Source organism: Lentimicrobium sp. S6 (assembly GCF_013166635.1).
Lineage (GTDB): Bacteria > Bacteroidota > Bacteroidia > Bacteroidales > UBA12170 > UBA12170.
Map to the genome: position 1 here is coordinate 1 of NZ_JABKBZ010000025.1, position 18,562 is coordinate 18,562.

At 35.6% G+C, this 18,562-nt stretch carries 7 protein-coding genes and 1 tRNA gene; 5 read left to right on the forward strand and 3 right to left on the reverse strand.

The features are described 5' to 3' along the window. The 4 genes from HNS40_RS09975 to HNS40_RS09990 form a co-directional block, all read left to right on the forward strand. A partial coding sequence (locus HNS40_RS09975) for a T9SS type A sorting domain-containing protein (RefSeq protein WP_172280311.1) occupies positions 1 to 5,071 on the forward strand: 5,071 nt, incomplete at its 5' end. Positions 5,072 to 5,187: 116 nt separating this feature from the next. Further along, on the forward strand, positions 5,188 to 6,027 hold the full coding sequence (locus HNS40_RS09980; RefSeq protein WP_172280314.1) for a protein-glutamate O-methyltransferase CheR: 840 nt from the start codon (positions 5,188 to 5,190) through the stop codon (positions 6,025 to 6,027). Positions 6,028 to 6,054: 27 nt separating this feature from the next. Then, positions 6,055 to 10,122: a response regulator gene (locus HNS40_RS09985; protein WP_172280316.1), complete on the forward strand. Its 4,068-nt coding sequence runs from the start codon at positions 6,055 to 6,057 to the stop codon at positions 10,120 to 10,122. Between the two features lie 123 nt (positions 10,123 to 10,245). Continuing rightward, the gene (locus HNS40_RS09990) at positions 10,246 to 13,017 is read left to right on the forward strand and encodes a PAS domain S-box protein (protein WP_172280318.1); all 2,772 of its coding nucleotides are present in this window, start codon (positions 10,246 to 10,248) and stop codon (positions 13,015 to 13,017) included. 111 nt (positions 13,018 to 13,128) lie between these two features. Here HNS40_RS09990 and arfB read toward each other — a convergent pair whose 3' ends face one another. The 3 genes from arfB to HNS40_RS10005 all read right to left on the reverse strand — a co-directional run bounded on the left by arfB (position 13,129) and on the right by HNS40_RS10005 (position 16,882). Next, the gene (gene arfB / locus HNS40_RS09995) at positions 13,129 to 13,545 is read right to left on the reverse strand and encodes an alternative ribosome rescue aminoacyl-tRNA hydrolase ArfB (protein WP_172280320.1); all 417 of its coding nucleotides are present in this window, start codon (positions 13,543 to 13,545) and stop codon (positions 13,129 to 13,131) included. A gap of 299 nt (positions 13,546 to 13,844) precedes the next feature. Continuing rightward, a tRNA-Arg gene (locus tag HNS40_RS10000) sits at positions 13,845 to 13,918 on the reverse strand. Positions 13,919 to 13,972: 54 nt separating this feature from the next. Next, on the reverse strand, positions 13,973 to 16,882 hold the full coding sequence (locus tag HNS40_RS10005) for a PQQ-binding-like beta-propeller repeat protein (protein WP_172280322.1): 2,910 nt from the start codon (positions 16,880 to 16,882) through the stop codon (positions 13,973 to 13,975). Positions 16,883 to 18,015: 1,133 nt separating this feature from the next. Here HNS40_RS10005 and HNS40_RS10010 point away from each other — a divergent pair. Continuing rightward, positions 18,016 to 18,477, forward strand: a complete 462-nt coding sequence (locus tag HNS40_RS10010; RefSeq protein WP_172280325.1) for a DUF1573 domain-containing protein — start codon at positions 18,016 to 18,018, stop codon at positions 18,475 to 18,477. Positions 18,478 to 18,562 lie beyond the last annotated feature (85 nt).

Below are 18,562 nucleotides of genomic sequence, written 5' to 3' on the forward strand. Positions count from 1 at the left end.
AGGAGTGGATTTTACAGAGGATGTCACAAATATTCTGTGTTTTGGAGATAATAATGGAGCAATAGTGATAACTGGAACTGGAGGAACGCCCGATTATCAATACTCCATAGATGATGGTGAAAATTTCCAAAGTTTTAATGAATTTAATGGTTTATTAGCAGGAGAATATGTTGTAGTCATACGCGATGCGAATGCTTGTAGCAATTCACATATGGTCACCATAACAGAACCATTAGCCTTTTCATTCACTACAAATACTATGGATGCCACCTGTTTTGGAGAAGCCAGCGGAAGTATGGAGTTTATCCCAGATGGCGGAGTAGGTCCATATGAGTATAGTATTGATAATGGAGATACTTGGTTTACAGATAATCTATTTAATGATCTCTTAGCAGGAGATTATCAAGTCAAGGTCCGTGATGCCAATAATTGTGAACTTACTGAATTAGTTACGGTTAGTGAGCCTAGTTTAGGAGTGGATTTTACAGAGGATGTCACAAATATTCTGTGTTTTGGAGATAATAATGGAGCAATAGTGATAACTGGAACTGGAGGAACGCCCGATTATCAATACTCCATAGATGATGGTGAAAATTTCCAAAGTTTTAATGAATTTAATGGTTTATTAGCAGGAGAATATGTTGTAGTCATACGCGATGCGAATGCTTGTAGCAATTCACATATGGTCACCATAACAGAACCATTAGCCTTTTCATTCACTACAAATACTATGGATGCCACCTGTTTTGGAGAAGCCAGCGGAAGTATGGAGTTTATCCCAGATGGCGGAGTAGGTCCATATGAGTATAGTATTGATAATGGGGATACTTGGTTTGCAGATAATCTATTTAATGATCTCTTAGCAGGAGATTATCAAGTCAAGGTCCGTGATGCCAATAATTGTGAACTTACTGAATTAGTTACGGTTAGTGAGCCCAGTTCAGGAGTAGATTTTACAGAGGATGTCACAAATATTCTATGTTTTGGAGATAATAATGGAGCAATAGTGATAACCGGAACTGGAGGAACGCCCGATTATCAATACTCCATAGATGATGGTGAAAATTTCCAAAGTTTTAATGAATTTAATGGTTTATCAGCAGGAGAATATGTTGTAGTCATACGCGATGCGAATAATTGCACCAACCAACATGAAGTAACGATTACTGAGCCAGAAAGTGGAGTTGATTTCACAGAGATAGTAACAGACGTATCCTGTTTTGGTGAATCTACTGGTTCAATTCAATTAATAGCAAGTGGAGGGCTTAGTCCTTACAAATACAGTTTGACAGGGTCGGCACCTTGGCAGTTTTCTTCTTACTTTGGAGATTTAGCTGTAGGCGAATATCAAATGGCAGTAAGAGATGTTAACTTATGTGTTAGTACTCATGTTGTTAGTGTTTTTGAGCCTGAAAATGCCTTGACATTGGTTGTTAATAGTACCAATGTTCAGTGTTTTGGAGGCGATGATGGTGAGATAGAAATGATAGCTAATGGTGGAGTTATTCCCTATGAATACAGTATTGATAATGGAACAATTTGGCAAGGTTCATCTGTTTTTGATAACTTAGAACAAGGGAATTATAATGTAATGGTTAGAGATGCAAACCTGTGTCAGCAATCTTATGATGTTTTTATTAGTCAGCCTTCATCTTTACCAGAAGTGTTTTTTACTGGTTTAGATGCTGAATATTGTGAAGATATAGTAGAAGTTATTTTAACAGGAAACCAAGCTCCTGTTGGTGAATTTGAAGGGCTAGGTATTACTGATTTAGGTAATGGAACAGCAGTGTTTAATCCGTCTGAAGCTGGAGTTGGGGGACCGTTTGAAATTATTTATTCTTATTCCGATGCTTCAGGTTGCTTGAACTCTGAAAGTCAATTTACTTTGGTAAACGAAGTATTGACAGTTGATTTTACAGGGCTCAGTGCAGAATATTGTATTGATGCTTCGGTTTCTGTTTTAATTGGTAGTGAGGCTCCAGAAGGAAGTTTCTCTGGTCCAGGAATTACCGATAATGGAAATGGTACTGCTACTTTTAATCCTTTTGCTGCAGGAGAAGGCGGTCCGTTTGATATCCTTTATGAGTTTAATAGTGTAAGTTCTTGTTCCTCTCAAACAACTCACCAAACTATCGTTAATCCTCTTCCTGCAGTCTATTTTACAGGACTCGAAGATGCCAATTGTATAGGTGACCCTCCTCAAGTTTTAACTGGAAATCAGGCGCCAGGTGGAATGTTTACCGGTCCAGGAATAGTTGATAATGGAGATGGGACCGCTACATTCGATCCCAATATTGTTGGGTTAGGTGGTCCATACACTATATTTTATGAATACTCTGATGCAGTAGGGTGTTCTAACTCTTCAAGCCAGTCTACTACGGTTTATAATATTCCAAACGTAAGCTTTACGGGTTTAGCATCTGATTATTGCGAGGGAGCTTCTGAAATATTAATTACTGGGAACCAAGCCCCAAATGGTGAATTTAATGGTCCTGGTATAGTTGACCAAAATGATGGGACAGCCTACTTCTATCCTGTTCTTGCAGGAGTTGGAGGACCTTATCATATTACATATATCTACCAGAACAGTAATGGTTGTTCGGCCATTGATGAACAAGAAACAAATGTTGTTGAGCTTCCTGTTGTTACTTTTAGTGGTTTAGAATCTTCCTATTGTATTAATAATACAATGGTTGATTTAGTAGGGAATTTTGCTCCTGATGGGGAATTCTCTGGTCCAGGTATTCTTGATAATGGAGATGGTACTGCTGTTTTTGATCCTGCTATAGCAGGAGTAGGTGGAGTCTATGAAATCAAATATGAATACTCCAGTCCACAGGGCTGTTATGGTGAAGAGATACAGAATGTAGAAGTATTTGATATAGATGTATTAGAAATCATAGGGCTCAATGTCAATTATTGTTCACAGGATCCTCTTGCTGAACTCATTGGAAATATGGCCCCTTTTGGATCATTTACTGGTTCTGGTATAATAGATAATGGTGATGGAACCGCTAATTTTAGTCCTTTGCTAGCAGGGGCAGGAGGGCCTTATGATATTATGTATTTCTATACAAATGAAAATAACTGCTATTCAGAAACAACGGAATCAACTATTGTTGACTTGACTCCTCAGATTAGTTTTACTGGATTAGGGAGCGTTTATTGTATTGATTCTGATCCCATTACAATAACTGGAGATCAGCCAGATGGAATTTATTCTGGACCTGGGATATTAGATAATGAAGATGGTACGGCAATATTTAATCCTTCAGATGCTGGAGCAGGTGAAAACCATGAAATTATTTATAGTGTCACCTCAAGTGAGGGGTGTTATGCAGAGGATCTTCAACAAGTTAATGTGGAAGGGTTGCAAGAATTGAGTTTCGATGGGTTGGAATCAGATTATTGTTTTACCAATCCCGCATCAATTATTACTGGCAATATGGCTCCATTAGGAACATTTATAGGACAAGGAATTATTGATAATGAAGATGGTACTGCTATATTCGATCCTCAAGTAGCAGGAATAGGAGGGCCATATATCATTACTTATGAGTATCAAACAGGAGTATGTGAGAATATTTATGAGCAAGAAGTGACTGTTTTTAGTTCAACAGCTGTAAGTTTTACTGGGCTTGATGAAACCTATTGTAAGGTTAATACTGAATTTATTTTAACAGGAAGCCAGGCGCCAAGTGGATATTTTACTGGCGAAGGAATTATCGATTATGGTGATGGAACTGCCTCTTTCAACCCCTCTATTTTAGGTTCAGGTGGGCCATTCGGTATTAGTTATCATTTTGAAAATGAAAATGGATGTATTAGCTATGTGGAAGAATTTACAAATATTGTAGATGGTCCAATTGCTTCTTTCGATTATTCACTAGGAGGATGTGTTGAGGATGCCATCTTTGTTGATCAGTCTACTTCAACGAATGGTGATATTATTAATTGGAGCTGGGATTTTGATGACCCAGATAGTGAAGGTTCTGATGTTTCTGATATTCAAAATCCATTGCATCAATTTGTCAGTAATAAATCTTCCTTTAATATTAAGTTAATTGTTGGAGATGAACAAGGTTGTTTAGATTCTATTGTACAACTTATTGAGCCTTTCTCCACTTCAACAATAAGGGGGCATGTTTATTCAAGTGATGGAACAGATATTACTGATGGATATGTCTTGGTTTATCTTCTTTCTGATGGCATTATTTCAACACAAGTTGATTCGGTTGGAATCGCAGATGATGGAAGTTTTGCTTGTGATGAAATGGCCACTTGTGTTGATTATATATTCCGTGCGTATGCTAATAGATCTGAGTATCCAGATGTAATGCCTCGTTGGCATATTGATGCTTATTTTTGGCTGGATGCAATTCCTGTTTCTCCAAATTGGGATGATATATTAGTGGATAATATTGATATCAATTTGTATCAAGTACCACTGCCTCCAGAAGGAACTTCAGGAATTGGCGGAGGAGTATATTATACCGGAGGAAAAGGCGAACCCGTTAAAAATGTGGATGTGGTATTGGAATTTGATGCTGCCGATGACAAAGGTGATGAAGTGGTTGGCTATAAGCCTACCGATGAATTAGGACATTGGGAGTTTGACAAGCTGGGGGAGGGGACTTTTAAAATCAGTCTCGATATTCCAGGTTTAAATATAGATTCTGTTTATACGGTAAGCATTTCTGCTCCAAATACTAATATTACCAACTTGGACTATTATATTGATCCTGAGCATGGAATATATATGGCTCCAACAGGATTAGATGAATTAGATGATCTAGGTTTTGGTAGTATCGGATTATTTCCAAACCCAAATTCTGGGCAATTTTATTTGGAGATCTTAAAGTCTGAAAATATTTCTAGGTTGGACATTAATTCCATTGAACTCTGGGATATGGAAGGAAGACTAATCAAAGATCTAGGTATTAAATTTAAAGGAGACCACTATTTAGCTCAACTCAATCTTTCAGATATTGAACCCGGCATGTATTTCATCAAAGTAAAAAACAAAGAGGAATTTGGTGTCGTGAAGTTTGTAATTCAGAGAAAATAAGAACATCATTCTATTCAGAAGCATATTGTCATTTTATGATGATATGCTTCTTTTAATTTCCGCGATTGCTTAGTTGTAATATTTTTGTATCTTTAATTGAACAAGAAAAAGCCTAGATGCTCAATACAGAACTAAAGAAAATTGTAGATTTTCTACATCAGGAAAAAGGGATTGATTTTTCGGGATACCGAGAAGCTATGCTGGAGCGAAGAACCCAAAAAAGATTACTCAATACGAAATGCAAGAATTATCATGAATATTTAAATCTTCTTATTCAAAACCCTCAAGAGCTTGACTTATTGATTGACGTCTACACCATTAATGTGAGTAGTTTTTTTAGAAATCCATTGAGTTTTGAAATACTAAGAAAAGAAATATTTCCTACCATTATCGAGCAAAAACAAGAAGAGTCTAAGTCGAATATTCGTGTTTGGTCAGCAGGATGTGCAAAAGGAGAGGAAGCCTATTCGGTGGCCATATTATTAAACGAAATTCAGGATAGAAAGAAAATATTTAACTCCATTTATTTTATTGCAACAGACCTAGATCCCAATGCTTTAAAAGCTGCAAAGCAAGCTGTATATACTGAAAGTAGTATAGAAAAGATCAAGCATGGTTTAGTAAAAAAGTATTTTCATGAGAAAGGAAATGCTTTTCGATTAGTTCCTATCATAAGAGATATGGTTCAGTTTTCGTCTTATAATCTGTTGAATATAAGGCAAAAACTACCACCAGAATGTATTTATGGTGATTTTGATATCGTCTTGTGCCGGAATGTTTTGATATACATGAATGAGAAGGAGCAGCATGTGATTTTTGAGAAGCTTTATCGTTCCTTAAGGCCCAATGGTTATTTAATTCTAGGAGAAGCAGAACTACCAATTGTTGAGTTTAAACATAAGTTTAGAAGACTAGGTCGTCATTGTAAGATATTTAAAAAGGTTCCTTTTTTATAGAATTAAGGAATGATAAAAACCTGATATATGAATAAGATTGTATTTAGAACTATAGGTGGTAGATTAACATTTTGGTTTCTATTTTTAGCACTGATTCCATTACTAGTTGGAATTCTAATTGCTTATAATATGCAAAGTAAAACTATTGAAAGAGAGACTTTCAATAAGTTGACTGCCGTTCGCGATTTAAAAGTTCGTGAATTAAATGCTTGGCTCGATGAAAGGTTAGGGGATGTCCATATTATTGCTGAGGATTTTGAAATTAGAGGGCTAGGCATAGCTTTTAATGCAAAGGAGACGAGTTTTGCTGATATTGAGAAAATGGAAAATGCATCTTCTATATTGAAAAGATACTTAGTGGCATTTAAGGATTATGAAGAAATATTTCTCATTAACGCTGAAACTGGTATCATTGAGGTTTCAACGAATCCTCAATTTATAGGCCTTAATAAAAGGACCAATAGTTATTTCACAAAACCATTAGAAACAGAGGGAATCTTTATCAAGGACATTCACTATTATGATCATTTGAATAAACCACAAATGTGTATTTCTATACCCGTTTATGATAAAGAATTCAAAACCCAAGTTTTAGCTGTATTGGTTGTCCGAATAGATTTAGAAAAATCCCTTTATCATTTATTAGAAAACAATACAGGGATGGGTGAAACAGGGGAGACGCTAATTGTAAATAAGAATGTTATTGCGCTCAATGATTTAAAATATGCAAACGATGCCATTCTGAAAATTAAAATTGATGCAGAACCTGCTGTTAATGCTGCCGCTGGTCATACAGGTATTACCAAGACTTTAGATTATAGAGGAGAAGAAGTACTTGCAGCTTATACCTATATTCCAAAGACAATGTGGGGGTTTATCTCTAAGCAAGATATGGTGGAATTAAACATGCCTATTAAAACTCTTGGACAGAACTATATTCTTCTTTTCTTTATTTCTGCATTAACTATTCTTCTTGTTGTTTTTTGGTTGAGTAAAAGAATATCTCAGCCCATTTCAAATATGTATAATGTATCAAAAAAAATAAAGGACGGTGATTATTCAGCTAGAAATACCATAACATCAGTTGATGAAATTGGTGCTTTAGGAACCGCGATCAATGAAATGTCAGATGCGATTGCCTCAAAAAATACAATTCAAAATGCAATTTCAAAGATAACAAGAGTGATGATCGGAAATAATTCTTTTGAAGAATTTACTGAACGACTGCTGGAACAATTATTGGAAATCACAAAATCGCAAATTTGCATAGTATATTCTTTTGATAGAGAGAGTTTTGAGTATAGGTATTTTACATCAATAGGTGCTAAAAAAGAATTGTTTAAACCATTTACAGTAGACGCTGCTGAAGGTGAATTTCATTCTGCGATTAAAAAGAAAAGTATAGTTTATCTCAATAATATTCCTGAAGAAACAAATTTTAAATATGTGACCAGCTTTGGACATGCACAGGTAAAAGGAATTATTACTATTCCTATAATTATTGATAAGGAAGTGATAGGGATTATCTCTTTGTCAAGCATATATGCTTATACACCAGTAGTTTATGAGATTCTCGAAACTTCTTGGCAGAGTATAAATATAGCTTATTCCAATCTATTGGCCAATCAAAAAACGCAGGTTTTAGCTCAAAGCTTATATAAGACCAATCAACAACTAGAGGCCCAAACTGAGGAATTACAAGACCAGACAGAGGAGCTTCATGATCATGCTAATGAATTACAAAGATCAGCCCAAGAGCTACATGAGCAAAATGTAGAACTCGAAGCGCAAAGGAAACAAGTGGAGTCTGCCAATCAGTTAAAAAGCGAATTTCTATCAAATATGAGTCATGAACTCAGGACTCCTCTAAACTCAATAATGGCACTCTCTCGCGTACTCATTATGCAGGCAAAAGATAAACTTAATACAGAAGAAAATAGTTATCTGGAAATAGTGGAACGAAATGGAAAGCGACTACTAGATTTAATTAATAACATCCTCGATTTATCAAAAATAGAATCAGGGAAAATGGATATAGCAGTATCCTCTATTTCACTCAAGACCCTTATACAGATGATAGTGGAAAACATTCAAGGCTTGAGTGAAGAAAAAGGGATAGCTATTGCTTTGAACATCTCAGAAAATTTCCCAATGGTAGAAACTGATGAAGCAAGGTTACATCAGGTATTACTTAATATTGTCGGAAATGCGGTGAAATTTACAAATGAAGGAAGCATAGGGATTCATGTAATTGAAGAATCGGGTAGAGCTTGTATAGCAGTTAGTGATACAGGAGTTGGCATACCAAAGGAAATACTTCCTCACGTGTTTGATGAGTTTAGGCAAGCAGATGGAACTTCATCCCGGCAGTTTCAAGGTACTGGTTTAGGTCTAGCCATTGCTCAAAAATTAACGGGTATTCTAGGTGGAGAGATAAAAGTAGAAAGTGTTTTAGGTAGTGGATCCATCTTTACCATTTGTATACCTATTAAATGGGATAATATAGAAATGGTTCAGCCTGTCGAAAAACTAAACTTAGAAGTATTTGAGGAGGCTAAAAAAACAATACTGGTGGTTGATGATGAACCTAAAACAATAGCTGAGATATCAAATTCTTTACAGCAAAGTGGATATGATGTCATATCTACAACTTCTGGAAAAGAAGCTATTCGTTTGGCAAAAGAGTATCAGCCTTTCGCCATTACCCTAGATGTAGTGATGCCAGAGATGGATGGTTGGGAGGTCTTACAAGAATTGAAGAATGATTTTTTAACAAAAGATATTCCCGTTATTATTGCTTCCGTCTCTAATGATCAGGAAACAGGTTTTGCTCTGGGTGCAATAGGGTATTTAAATAAACCAGTTAATAAAGCAGCGCTAATATCTGAGATTTATAAATCTCATCATTATCCTAAAACCATTATGATTGTCGATGATAATGAATTTGAGTCAGAGCAATTGAAAAAGATGATTGAGAAGGAAGGTTTGAGTACAATCTTGGCATCAAGTGGTCCTAACTGCTTAAAAAGTTTAGAATTTAGCAGTCCTGATGTGATTATATTAGATTTGTTAATGCCAGAAATGGATGGCTTCGAAGTTTTAAATAAGATAAGAGCAAATAAAAAAACAAAAGACATCCCTGTTATCATTGTATCAGCTAAAGATTTAACGGCTCAAGACAAAGCTGATCTTAGTGGAAAGATTGAGAAGGTTTTCACTAAAGGCGAAGCTTCACAATCTGAATTACTAACTGAAATAAATAGAATTATAAATCAATTAGGAAAAAGCAATATTTCTACATCAACAAATACAAGTCAAAAAAGCATTTTGATAGTGGAGGATAATATTGAAGCCATTGCTCAAGTAAAAACGGTCTTGAAATCAGAAAATTATAAGGTAGAAATAGCGGTAGGTGGTCAAGAAGCTATAGAATTTTTAAAAGATAATACTCCTGATGGTATTATTTTAGATTTGATGATGCCCAAGGTTGATGGCTTTATGGTGATGAGTTCGATTAGAGCAAACCTGAAATCGAAAAGCATCCCTATTATTATTTTAACTGCCAAGGATTTAAAACCTGAAGACTTGGCTATCATTAATGACCACCAAGTAGCGCAAATTATACAGAAAGGAGATATTAATATTGAAGGGCTATTAGCAACAGTTAAAAAGATGATATATCCTATGAGTCATGACAGTCAAGTGACTCAAAAATATGAGTTGGTAGAAACAAATGGGAAGCCTCATGTATTGATTATTGAAGATCACTTAGATAATATGATAAGCATAAAAGCAATTCTTGGAAACAGATATCATATTTCTGAGGCTGTGGATGGAGCTAGAGGAGTGGAGATGATAAAATCATTGAAACCTGATATGGTTTTATTAGATATGTCTTTGCCCATAAAAAGTGGTCAGGAGGTGTTAGCAGAAATTCGAGCTGATGCAAAGACGATAGATATCCCAATTATTGCAGTCACAGCAATGGCCATGAAAGGAGATAAAGAGCGATTTATAGAGATGGGTTGTAGCGGCTATGTTTCAAAACCAATTGATGGAGAAAAGCTTCTACTCGAAATTAAAAAATATATATAAAGTGGGTGAATTATCATCAATAATTCTTTGGGTAAAAAAAAAAATGTGTATATTTATACATCGTGCAAAACCATTAAAAAAAATTTAGAGTAGTTTTTGAGAGCGCTCAATTAAAATAGACTGATGAAAAAGATTCTAGCCATAGATGACCAACATGATAATCTCGTGATTATTAAAGCGGTAATTGTGAATAATATACCAGGATGTGAGGTATACACTGCTTTGTCAGGTCATGACGGAATTGAATTAGCAAAAGAAATCCAACCCGATGTTATATTGCTAGATATCATTATGCCAGTATTGGATGGTTATGCCACTTGCGAAATTCTTAAAAGATCTGAAGAAACTAAACATATCCCTGTGATTATGATTACTGCTATTCGAACCGATTCTAAAAGTAGGATTAGAGGTTTGAATATGGGAGCAGATGCGTTTCTGTCTAAGCCTATTGATGCCATAGAATTTACTGCCCAAGTGAATGTGATGCTTAGAATAAAAGCAGCCGAGGATAGATTAAGAGATAAAAATAAAGATTTAGAAAAAATCATTGAGAAGCGTACTTTTGAGCTGGTAGAAAGCGAAAGAAAATATCGTTCTCTATATGATTATGCCCCCCTCCCATATCAATCTTTAAATGAGGATGGTACCCTTTGCGATGTAAATCCAGCCTGGTTAAGTACTTTAGGATATACCCGCGATGAAGTGTTAGGTAAAAGTTATGCAGACTTTTTAGATCCTATTACTCGCAAAACATTTGAAAGTAGCTTCTCAGCATTAAAAAGTAGAGGTTGGGCAAGTGGTGTTCATTTTAAATTACAACATAAAGATCAATCCTTTATCGATGTTTCTTTAGAAGGAAGTGTAGCCTATAATAAAGATGGGAGTTTTAAACAAACTTATGGTGTTTTTCAAGATATCAGTCAAAGGATGAAGGCAGAGAAGGAGAATGCTAAGCTGAATGCAGCTGTTAGGCAAAGCCCTTCTATTATAGTTATAACTGATACTGAAGGGAAAATAGAATATGTAAATCCTAAATTTTCTGAATTAACTGGTTATTCTTTGGAAGAATGCATAGGGGAATTACCTTCCTTATTGAAGACTGGAGATCTTGAACCCGAGATTTTTAAAGATTTGTGGAAAATGGTGAAGTCCGGAAAAGAATGGCATGGTGAGTTTCATAATAAAAAGAAAAATGGGGAATTATTTTGGGAAAAAGCCACAGTATCGCCAATTATAGATGAAAATGGTCATATCATTAACTTTTTAAAAGTGGCTGAAGATATTACTGAGAAAAAGAAGTATGAAAAAGTACAAAAGGTGTTATTTAATATTTCTAATGCTGCCAATTTAAATAATAACCTAGCTGAATTTATAGGAATCATTCATAAGGAACTGGAGAAAATAATTGATACTACTAATTTTTATGTGGCTTTATATGATGAAGAAAAAGATTATTTTACTTTCCCCTTCTATTCCGATGAACAAGACCAATTTCACAAAGTACCTGCAGCTAAAACCCTTACTAAATATATTATTAAAACCAATCAAACCTTAATGGTTGATGCGGTATTGAATCAGAAATTGAAAGAAGAGGGATTTATCAATGATATGGGTTCTGTTTCCAAAATCTGGTTGGGCTCACCATTGGTAGTGGAAGGAAAAGCTATAGGAGCTATTGCAGTTCAGAGTTATACAAATGAAAATGCTTTTAATAAGTCCGATGAGGAAATGTTCTCTTTCATTGCCGAACAAATAAGTATCTCCATTAATAGAAAAAACATACAAGAGAAGCATGCAAGAAGTGAAACTAGGTTTAAAAGGTTATTCGAAGATTTGGGAGATGCTATTTTTGTGACCAGGGTTGGAGGAAACCATGGTGGTCAGATACTAGAAGCAAATTCGGCAGCATCTCAGCAAACAGGTTATTCTCGCGATGAGCTTTTAAGTATGAATATTTCTCAAGATATATATGTGGATGGTAGTTGTGATTATAATGTGCAAGATATGGAAATATCCCTGTTAAAAGGGAATACCATTAAGACCATTGAAAAGAAAAGAAGAAAGAATGGTAGTGAATATTGGACAGAGATGATTGTGACCCCCATCGAATTTCAAGATGTAGCAGCAAGTATTTCTATTAATAGAGATATCACAGATAGAATCGAAACAGAAGCGCAATTAATAAAAGCTTTAGCAAAAGCGGAGGAGTCTGATCGATTGAAATCTTCCTTCTTAGCCAATATGAGCCACGAAATAAGAACACCTATGAATGGCATAATGGGTTTTACGAGTCTTTTAATGGATGAGAATATTAGTTTAGGGGAGGTCAAGGAGTTTTCTTCTGTGATTGAAAGATCGAGTCAAAGACTATTAAATACCATCAATGATATTATGGATATCTCCAGAATAGAGTCCGGACAAGTGGATAATCAGTTAGCAAACGTGAATATTGGTGAGCAAATGGATGATATTCATCGCTTGTTTGGTCTAGAAGCAGAATATAAAGGCTTAAAATTCATCATGAATAAAGGCTTTGAAAATAAGGACTCTGTAATAAGAGTGGATGAGGATAAACTCTATTCCATTATCACAAACCTGATTAAAAATGCCATTAAATTTACCGAAACCGGAAGTGTGGAGTTTAGTGCAGATAAAAAGACCAATGGATTTTATTTTAAAGTGAAAGACACTGGAATTGGTATTCCCAAAGACAAGCAAGAAAGTGTTTTTCATAGATTTGTACAGGCCGATCTAAGTTTATCGAGTAAGTATGAAGGAGCTGGTTTAGGGCTTTCCATAGTAAAGGCTTATTTGGAAGTATTAAGTGGGGAAATTCGTTTAGAATCTGAAGAAGGCAAAGGAACTACTTTCTATGTTTTTGTTCCCTTTCAATAAGGATTTTGTTGGAGAAAATCTTATTTGTCAGCAGATAAGCACCAGGTTTAGATGTTTCCCACTTCCAACTTCTGACTTCTAACTTCCCACTTCCCACTTCCAACTTCCTCCTTAGCCATTCCATTTGCGTCTAGATTTCTTTTCCCCTTGTTGCTTTTTAGCTTGTAAGCGCCTTTCCTTTGAGGCTTTGGTGGCCCTGGTTTTTACTCTTCTTTTACGAGGAGTCAATACTTTGTTGATCAACTCGTAGAACTTCTCTATCGCAATTTCCTTGTTCTGTAACTGACTCCTGCTGGCTTGTGAAACTAAAATAAATTCTCCTTCTTGGTTGATAAATCTTGAAAGTTTCTCCAGAATAATCTGTTTATGCTCCTCTAAAAGTAATTCTGATTCCCTAATAGAAAACCGAAGTTCGGCCTTAGTATTCAGCTTATTTACACTTTGTCCGCCAGGCCCACTGCTTCTGCTAAAGGAGAATTTTATTTCTGTATCTAAATGTCCAAAGGGGATGTATTTATAGTGATGCATGGTTTTTGTTTTTGCAAATTTAGGGAAATTAGTGTAATCATACTTTACTGTTCACCTTGAGAAGCCAAAAAGCTATTATTGGTTTGTGATTCGAGACTTAGATTTCCAGTTCAAGTCAACGAGCAAGATTAGGAAGAGTTATAAAAAAAAGGGAAGAAAAGATCAAAAATGAAGATTAAAAAATAGGCACGCAAAATAATAACAGATACATAACTGATGTAGGTGGAGTTGGTGGTTTATACGATTCTTAAAAGCAAAAAAAACCGCTAGAAATTAATCTAACGGTTTTTCTTTTAAAGTGATCCAGACAGGACTCGAACCTGTGACCCGCAGCTTAGAAGGCTGCTGCTCTATCCAGCTGAGCTACTGGACCATCTTTTTGCGGGTGCAAAGATATATTTTTTTCTGGAAAGAAAACTATTTCTTCCTATTTTTTTAAATAAATCATTTTTTCTGCTTTCTTCATATCCTTGCCCTTTAGTTTTATAAAATATAAACCACTGGATAATTGTGATTTAAGTGATGATGAAATGGAAATGTTAAATTCATTATCGCCTTGTGAAATTTCTTGACTTCCGAGGCTCCATGATTTTCCCGAAGCTGTTTCCACCAATACTAAATCTACTCGTTCTTCTGAATTCCAAGTGGTATTGATTTGAATATCATTAATGATAGGATTAGGGCTGATGCTAAATGAATTAGACTCCTCAGAAATCAGATTGTCATTTTCTGGAATAGACACCGTTCCGTCAATTCCACCGCTATAGCAGCTCACCAAACCATCTCTATCTCCTACTACCATTTCTATGGTGTAATCTCTACAAGCGTCATCGGTGCTGCATAAGGCATCAATAGGAGAGGCGGCAGCTTTTTTACTCATCTCATCACCAGTGGCACCATCTAAAAAATAGGAGTAATTATTGCTAAACAAAGAACCCACCATCACATCGTTAAATCCATCTTCATTTAAATCATTAGCCACAGCTACATTCCACGACTTGTCATCTAAATTGGCTGACCAAACAGCATCAGCAGTATATCCATCAATAAGATAGGTGTTGGTTGATGAGCTGGCAATTAATATATCATCGAAGCCATCCTCAGAAATATCTCCAAGGTTTAAAAGTCGAAGGATGAGATTATTGCCTATGCTACCATTTTCTATTTCATTACCATTGGTGGCATCAAGGAAATAATACTGTCCGCTAAAATCACCAGCCATGATATCAGGAACATTATCATTATTCAAATCTCCTAATGGAGCTAAAGCCCAAACAGAGGTTCCATTTACATTAAAATCCCATTCTATTTGTCCATTGCTGCCATCAATTCCAAATACTTTTCCTTGGGTTTCTGCATTATTACTTCCGCCACCAATCACATCAACTTGACCATCACCAGTAAAATCTTCAACGGCAATCACACCAAAGCCAGGCCCATTTAAAGCACATCTCCAAATTTGCTCACCTGTGCTTCCATCTATCAAGAAAATACATTTTGGGCCCACATCGTTGGCATCGTCTCCAACTGCAGCTAAAGCGTCGTTTATACCGTCTCCATTTACATCTTTTTGACCGTAGACTTGATAAACCCAACCACCATCACCAATCACATTGGTTTGGAATTTCCATAAGAGATCTCCTGTTTTAGCAGAAATACAATTGATAGAACGATCACCTCCAGTTGTACCAATAATAAAATCATTATAACCATCCTCATCCACATCATCCAAATAATCGATTCCATTTTGCTGATATACATTTCCCGAATAGATTTCTGTAGTCCATATAACATCTGCCTCACCAGAACTATTTCCATTGAGGCATATTACTTGATTATTTTCTGCACAAATAATCACATCCCCCACATTATCACCTGAAACATCTTCTATACCCAGCATGGCCTTAGGGCTTTGATCGTAGCCATCCGTTATTTGATGACTCCATAAAAGGCTTCCTATTCCATTGTCAGTATTTATAGCATTGGCGCTAAATTCAATGATAGGTGGGTTCCCAGATGTATTTGTTGAGATAAACAATTCGGTACTAAAATCACCTTCGTTTTGAGGGAAAAACCAAACTCCAATGTCTAAAGTATCCAGAGAAGGAATAGCTATAGGCGTAGTTATGTATTCATCTATATAAAAGGCCGCATTATTAAAATAGATTTCGTCAATGACAAGGTTTTCATTTCCAGTATTCATCACTTTAATATAGCGACGGGTGCTGGCAAATTTTCTGACATCATCAAATGCTAAGTTTTCATCATCATAAGCTATTAATGGACCATCGTAAGTGGATTGTCCGAAAATATGAATTTCAATTTCCTGATTTACGGGATCGTTAGTCGTGAATTCTTGAATCAAATCAATAATTCCAGCTTCAATAAAATCCACTGAAATACTAATAGTTTCACTTGAGGAGGGTGCTAAACTTAATGTTTCTGGCAAGCCAGTTAGTTCTATAATATTCCCACCCATTCCAGTCAAATCACCTAAAGTGAAAATACCTTCACTTCCGCCAGTATTAGTAAATTCGAGTTCAAATGTAGTATTGGAGTCAACGAGTTGGTCTCCCAAATTAATATTCTGTGCTTGTATGTCGAGAACAGGATTCCCACCTCCGCTTAGATTTATCTTATAAAGGGTAGAGTTAGCTTGAGATGGGCCTGTGACATACCAAAGGTATGTTCCATCAAAAACCACTCCAGTGGGCTTAATTCCAACGCTTTCGTGGCTTTCTATCACTTGTCCAGCATCGTCTACTAAATAAAGCATATCAGCATCGTAATCTGCAATCCAAAAATCATCACCCATTTGACAAATGGCCCAAGGTTGGTCGTTTGGTGTGGAAAACTGCCCTAATTCGTTTCCTTCATCATCTACATGAAAAGCAGTGCCATTGGGATCGTAATAGGCATTCACCCAAAAGCTGCCATCCTCCATACTTTCTATTCCCGAAATATAGGTGGCTGGCAATTCAAAATTGCTGATGAAGTTTCCATCCATATCAAATTCAACGGCTAAGGCAGGATCATAGCTACCTTGTCGGTCTGTTGACCAGAAATGAGTTCCATCAAAACTTAATCCCAAAGCTTCTTCGATGGGAGCAATACATTGTAGCTCGTAGCTTCCATCTGCAGGATCGATTTTGAATATCCTGCTGTCATCGCCATCAGAACTATATAATCCGCTGTATAAAAATTCACCATCATAGGTGATTCCTCCAGCTTTTCCTGGGATTTCGTAGGTAGCAACTACGGTCCATTCATTGGTGCTCTTTTGAGCTAATAAGATGAATGGTAGTAAGATAAGGCTAAATAAGTATAGTTTTTTCATGTTGAATGATTTAATGATGGCTTAAAATTACAAAAAAATAGAAGATTTTTCGGCTAAATCCTATTTTGATGCGCTAAGAAAAGTGTATTTAAATTCCACAATGATAATATTTATGAAACTTTATCATAATATTAAGTTTTGATAGGTTCAATGTCGTTTCTGTTAATGTATGTGATAATCCCATATACCAGTGATATTGTTAATTTGGTATAAAAATCCTATCATCCTTTTTTGTGGAAAAAAGGATGCAAAAAGCCATCCCAAACAATTGCCTCCCCGCCTCTTATAGAGTATTGATTTGTCTACCAAAGTAGAAAACTAATGACCTTATAATCCAATCTCCTATCTGAATTTAAAAAAAGTTGTTTCTATTTAAAATTTATTCGATGTCATTACTTTAAAAGCCATGGCCCTTTGCTGACAAATCAAATATTCAATAATTCCCCCATGAACCGCCCCCAGTTTGGGAAAGGCCTGCCCACTGTCTTCGAGAACAAATTATGCTTTGAGTATTAATACCTGATTTTATAATGAAGAAAGTATATTTGAGTCTATTTTGTTATGAACTAGAAATCAGTTAAAGATTTTGAATTCAATCACGCAAAATTTATAAAGACTTCCAGCGGAAGTCTACATCCGCCTTGTCAGGAAGTCGTTAAGCGGAGCAAATGGCTTGTAGGAAATAAAAACAATATTGTTTGACGCTCGTTAGTGAGCATTCGCAGAATGTCACTATAAGGAGGAGTTTATTGTTTTTCCGAAAAGCCATTTGTGGAGTAGACTTGCTGATACAGTGGAGGTTTTGCTGCACTTTTTAAAAAGTGTAATAGAATAATTCTGCTAAACGGATTTCAATTTCAGAAGACAAATATCATTGTAAAAGAATCCTCAAAAACTCGATAAACTCAAATCTATAGTCTATTATTAGCCTAAGTGCAATGTATAATCTTGTATAGGGAAATTGATTCTATTCGGATTCTATTACACAATCATATTCCAGCGCATCAAAATAAGAAATAGCTGTTTTTAGCAGTGTAAATTATGTTAAAAAAAGATTGGCATGTGCTTTGTTGTGTTTGTAATTTTATAACTTTGCCCTTTAACTATTATTTTAACCCTTAAAACTTTTAAAAATGAAAAAGTTTCTATTATCCTTTGCACTCATCATGACTTTTGGACTAGGAGCCATAGCACAAGATGTTGCTGAGGCTACTGATAATCCAAATGCACCAGTTATCACTTTCGATGTTACTGATCATGATTATGGTACGATTTACCAGAATGCAGATGGAAATTGTGTATTTGTTTATACAAATGATGGAAAAGAACCTTTGATTTTATCTCGTGTAAAATCTTCATGTGGATGTACCATTCCTAAATGGTCTCGTCAGCCTCTAATGCCAGGTCAGTCGGATACTATTAAGGTGAAATATGATACTAAGCGATTAGGGTCTTTCCACAAATCAATTACTATTACTTCTAATGCTAAAACTCCAACTGTAGTTTTGAAAATTAAAGGTAAAGTATTAGCGCAGCCAGATACAGCTATGCCGACTAAAAATGTTGACAAGGATATGTCTCCTGTAAATAAATAATAGGTTTTTTACTTACTTGAAAACCAAAAAAATATAAGACCTTTGTCCTGACTTTTTAAGTCAGGATTTTTTTTTGATAATTGTT

Excerpts from the sequence above, each read along its gene's own strand:
- HNS40_RS09985 (WP_172280316.1), top strand. The coding sequence starts at position 6,055 with ATGAATAAGATTGTATTTAGAACTATAGGTGGTAGATTAACATTTTGG.
- arfB (WP_172280320.1), bottom strand. The coding sequence starts at position 13,545 with ATGCATCACTATAAATACATCCCCTTTGGACATTTAGATACAGAAATA.
- HNS40_RS10005 (WP_172280322.1), bottom strand. The coding sequence starts at position 16,882 with ATGAAAAAACTATACTTATTTAGCCTTATCTTACTACCATTCATCTTA.
- HNS40_RS10010 (WP_172280325.1), top strand. The coding sequence starts at position 18,016 with ATGAAAAAGTTTCTATTATCCTTTGCACTCATCATGACTTTTGGACTA.
- HNS40_RS09990 (WP_172280318.1), top strand. The coding sequence starts at position 10,246 with ATGAAAAAGATTCTAGCCATAGATGACCAACATGATAATCTCGTGATT.
- HNS40_RS09980 (WP_172280314.1), top strand. The coding sequence starts at position 5,188 with ATGCTCAATACAGAACTAAAGAAAATTGTAGATTTTCTACATCAGGAA.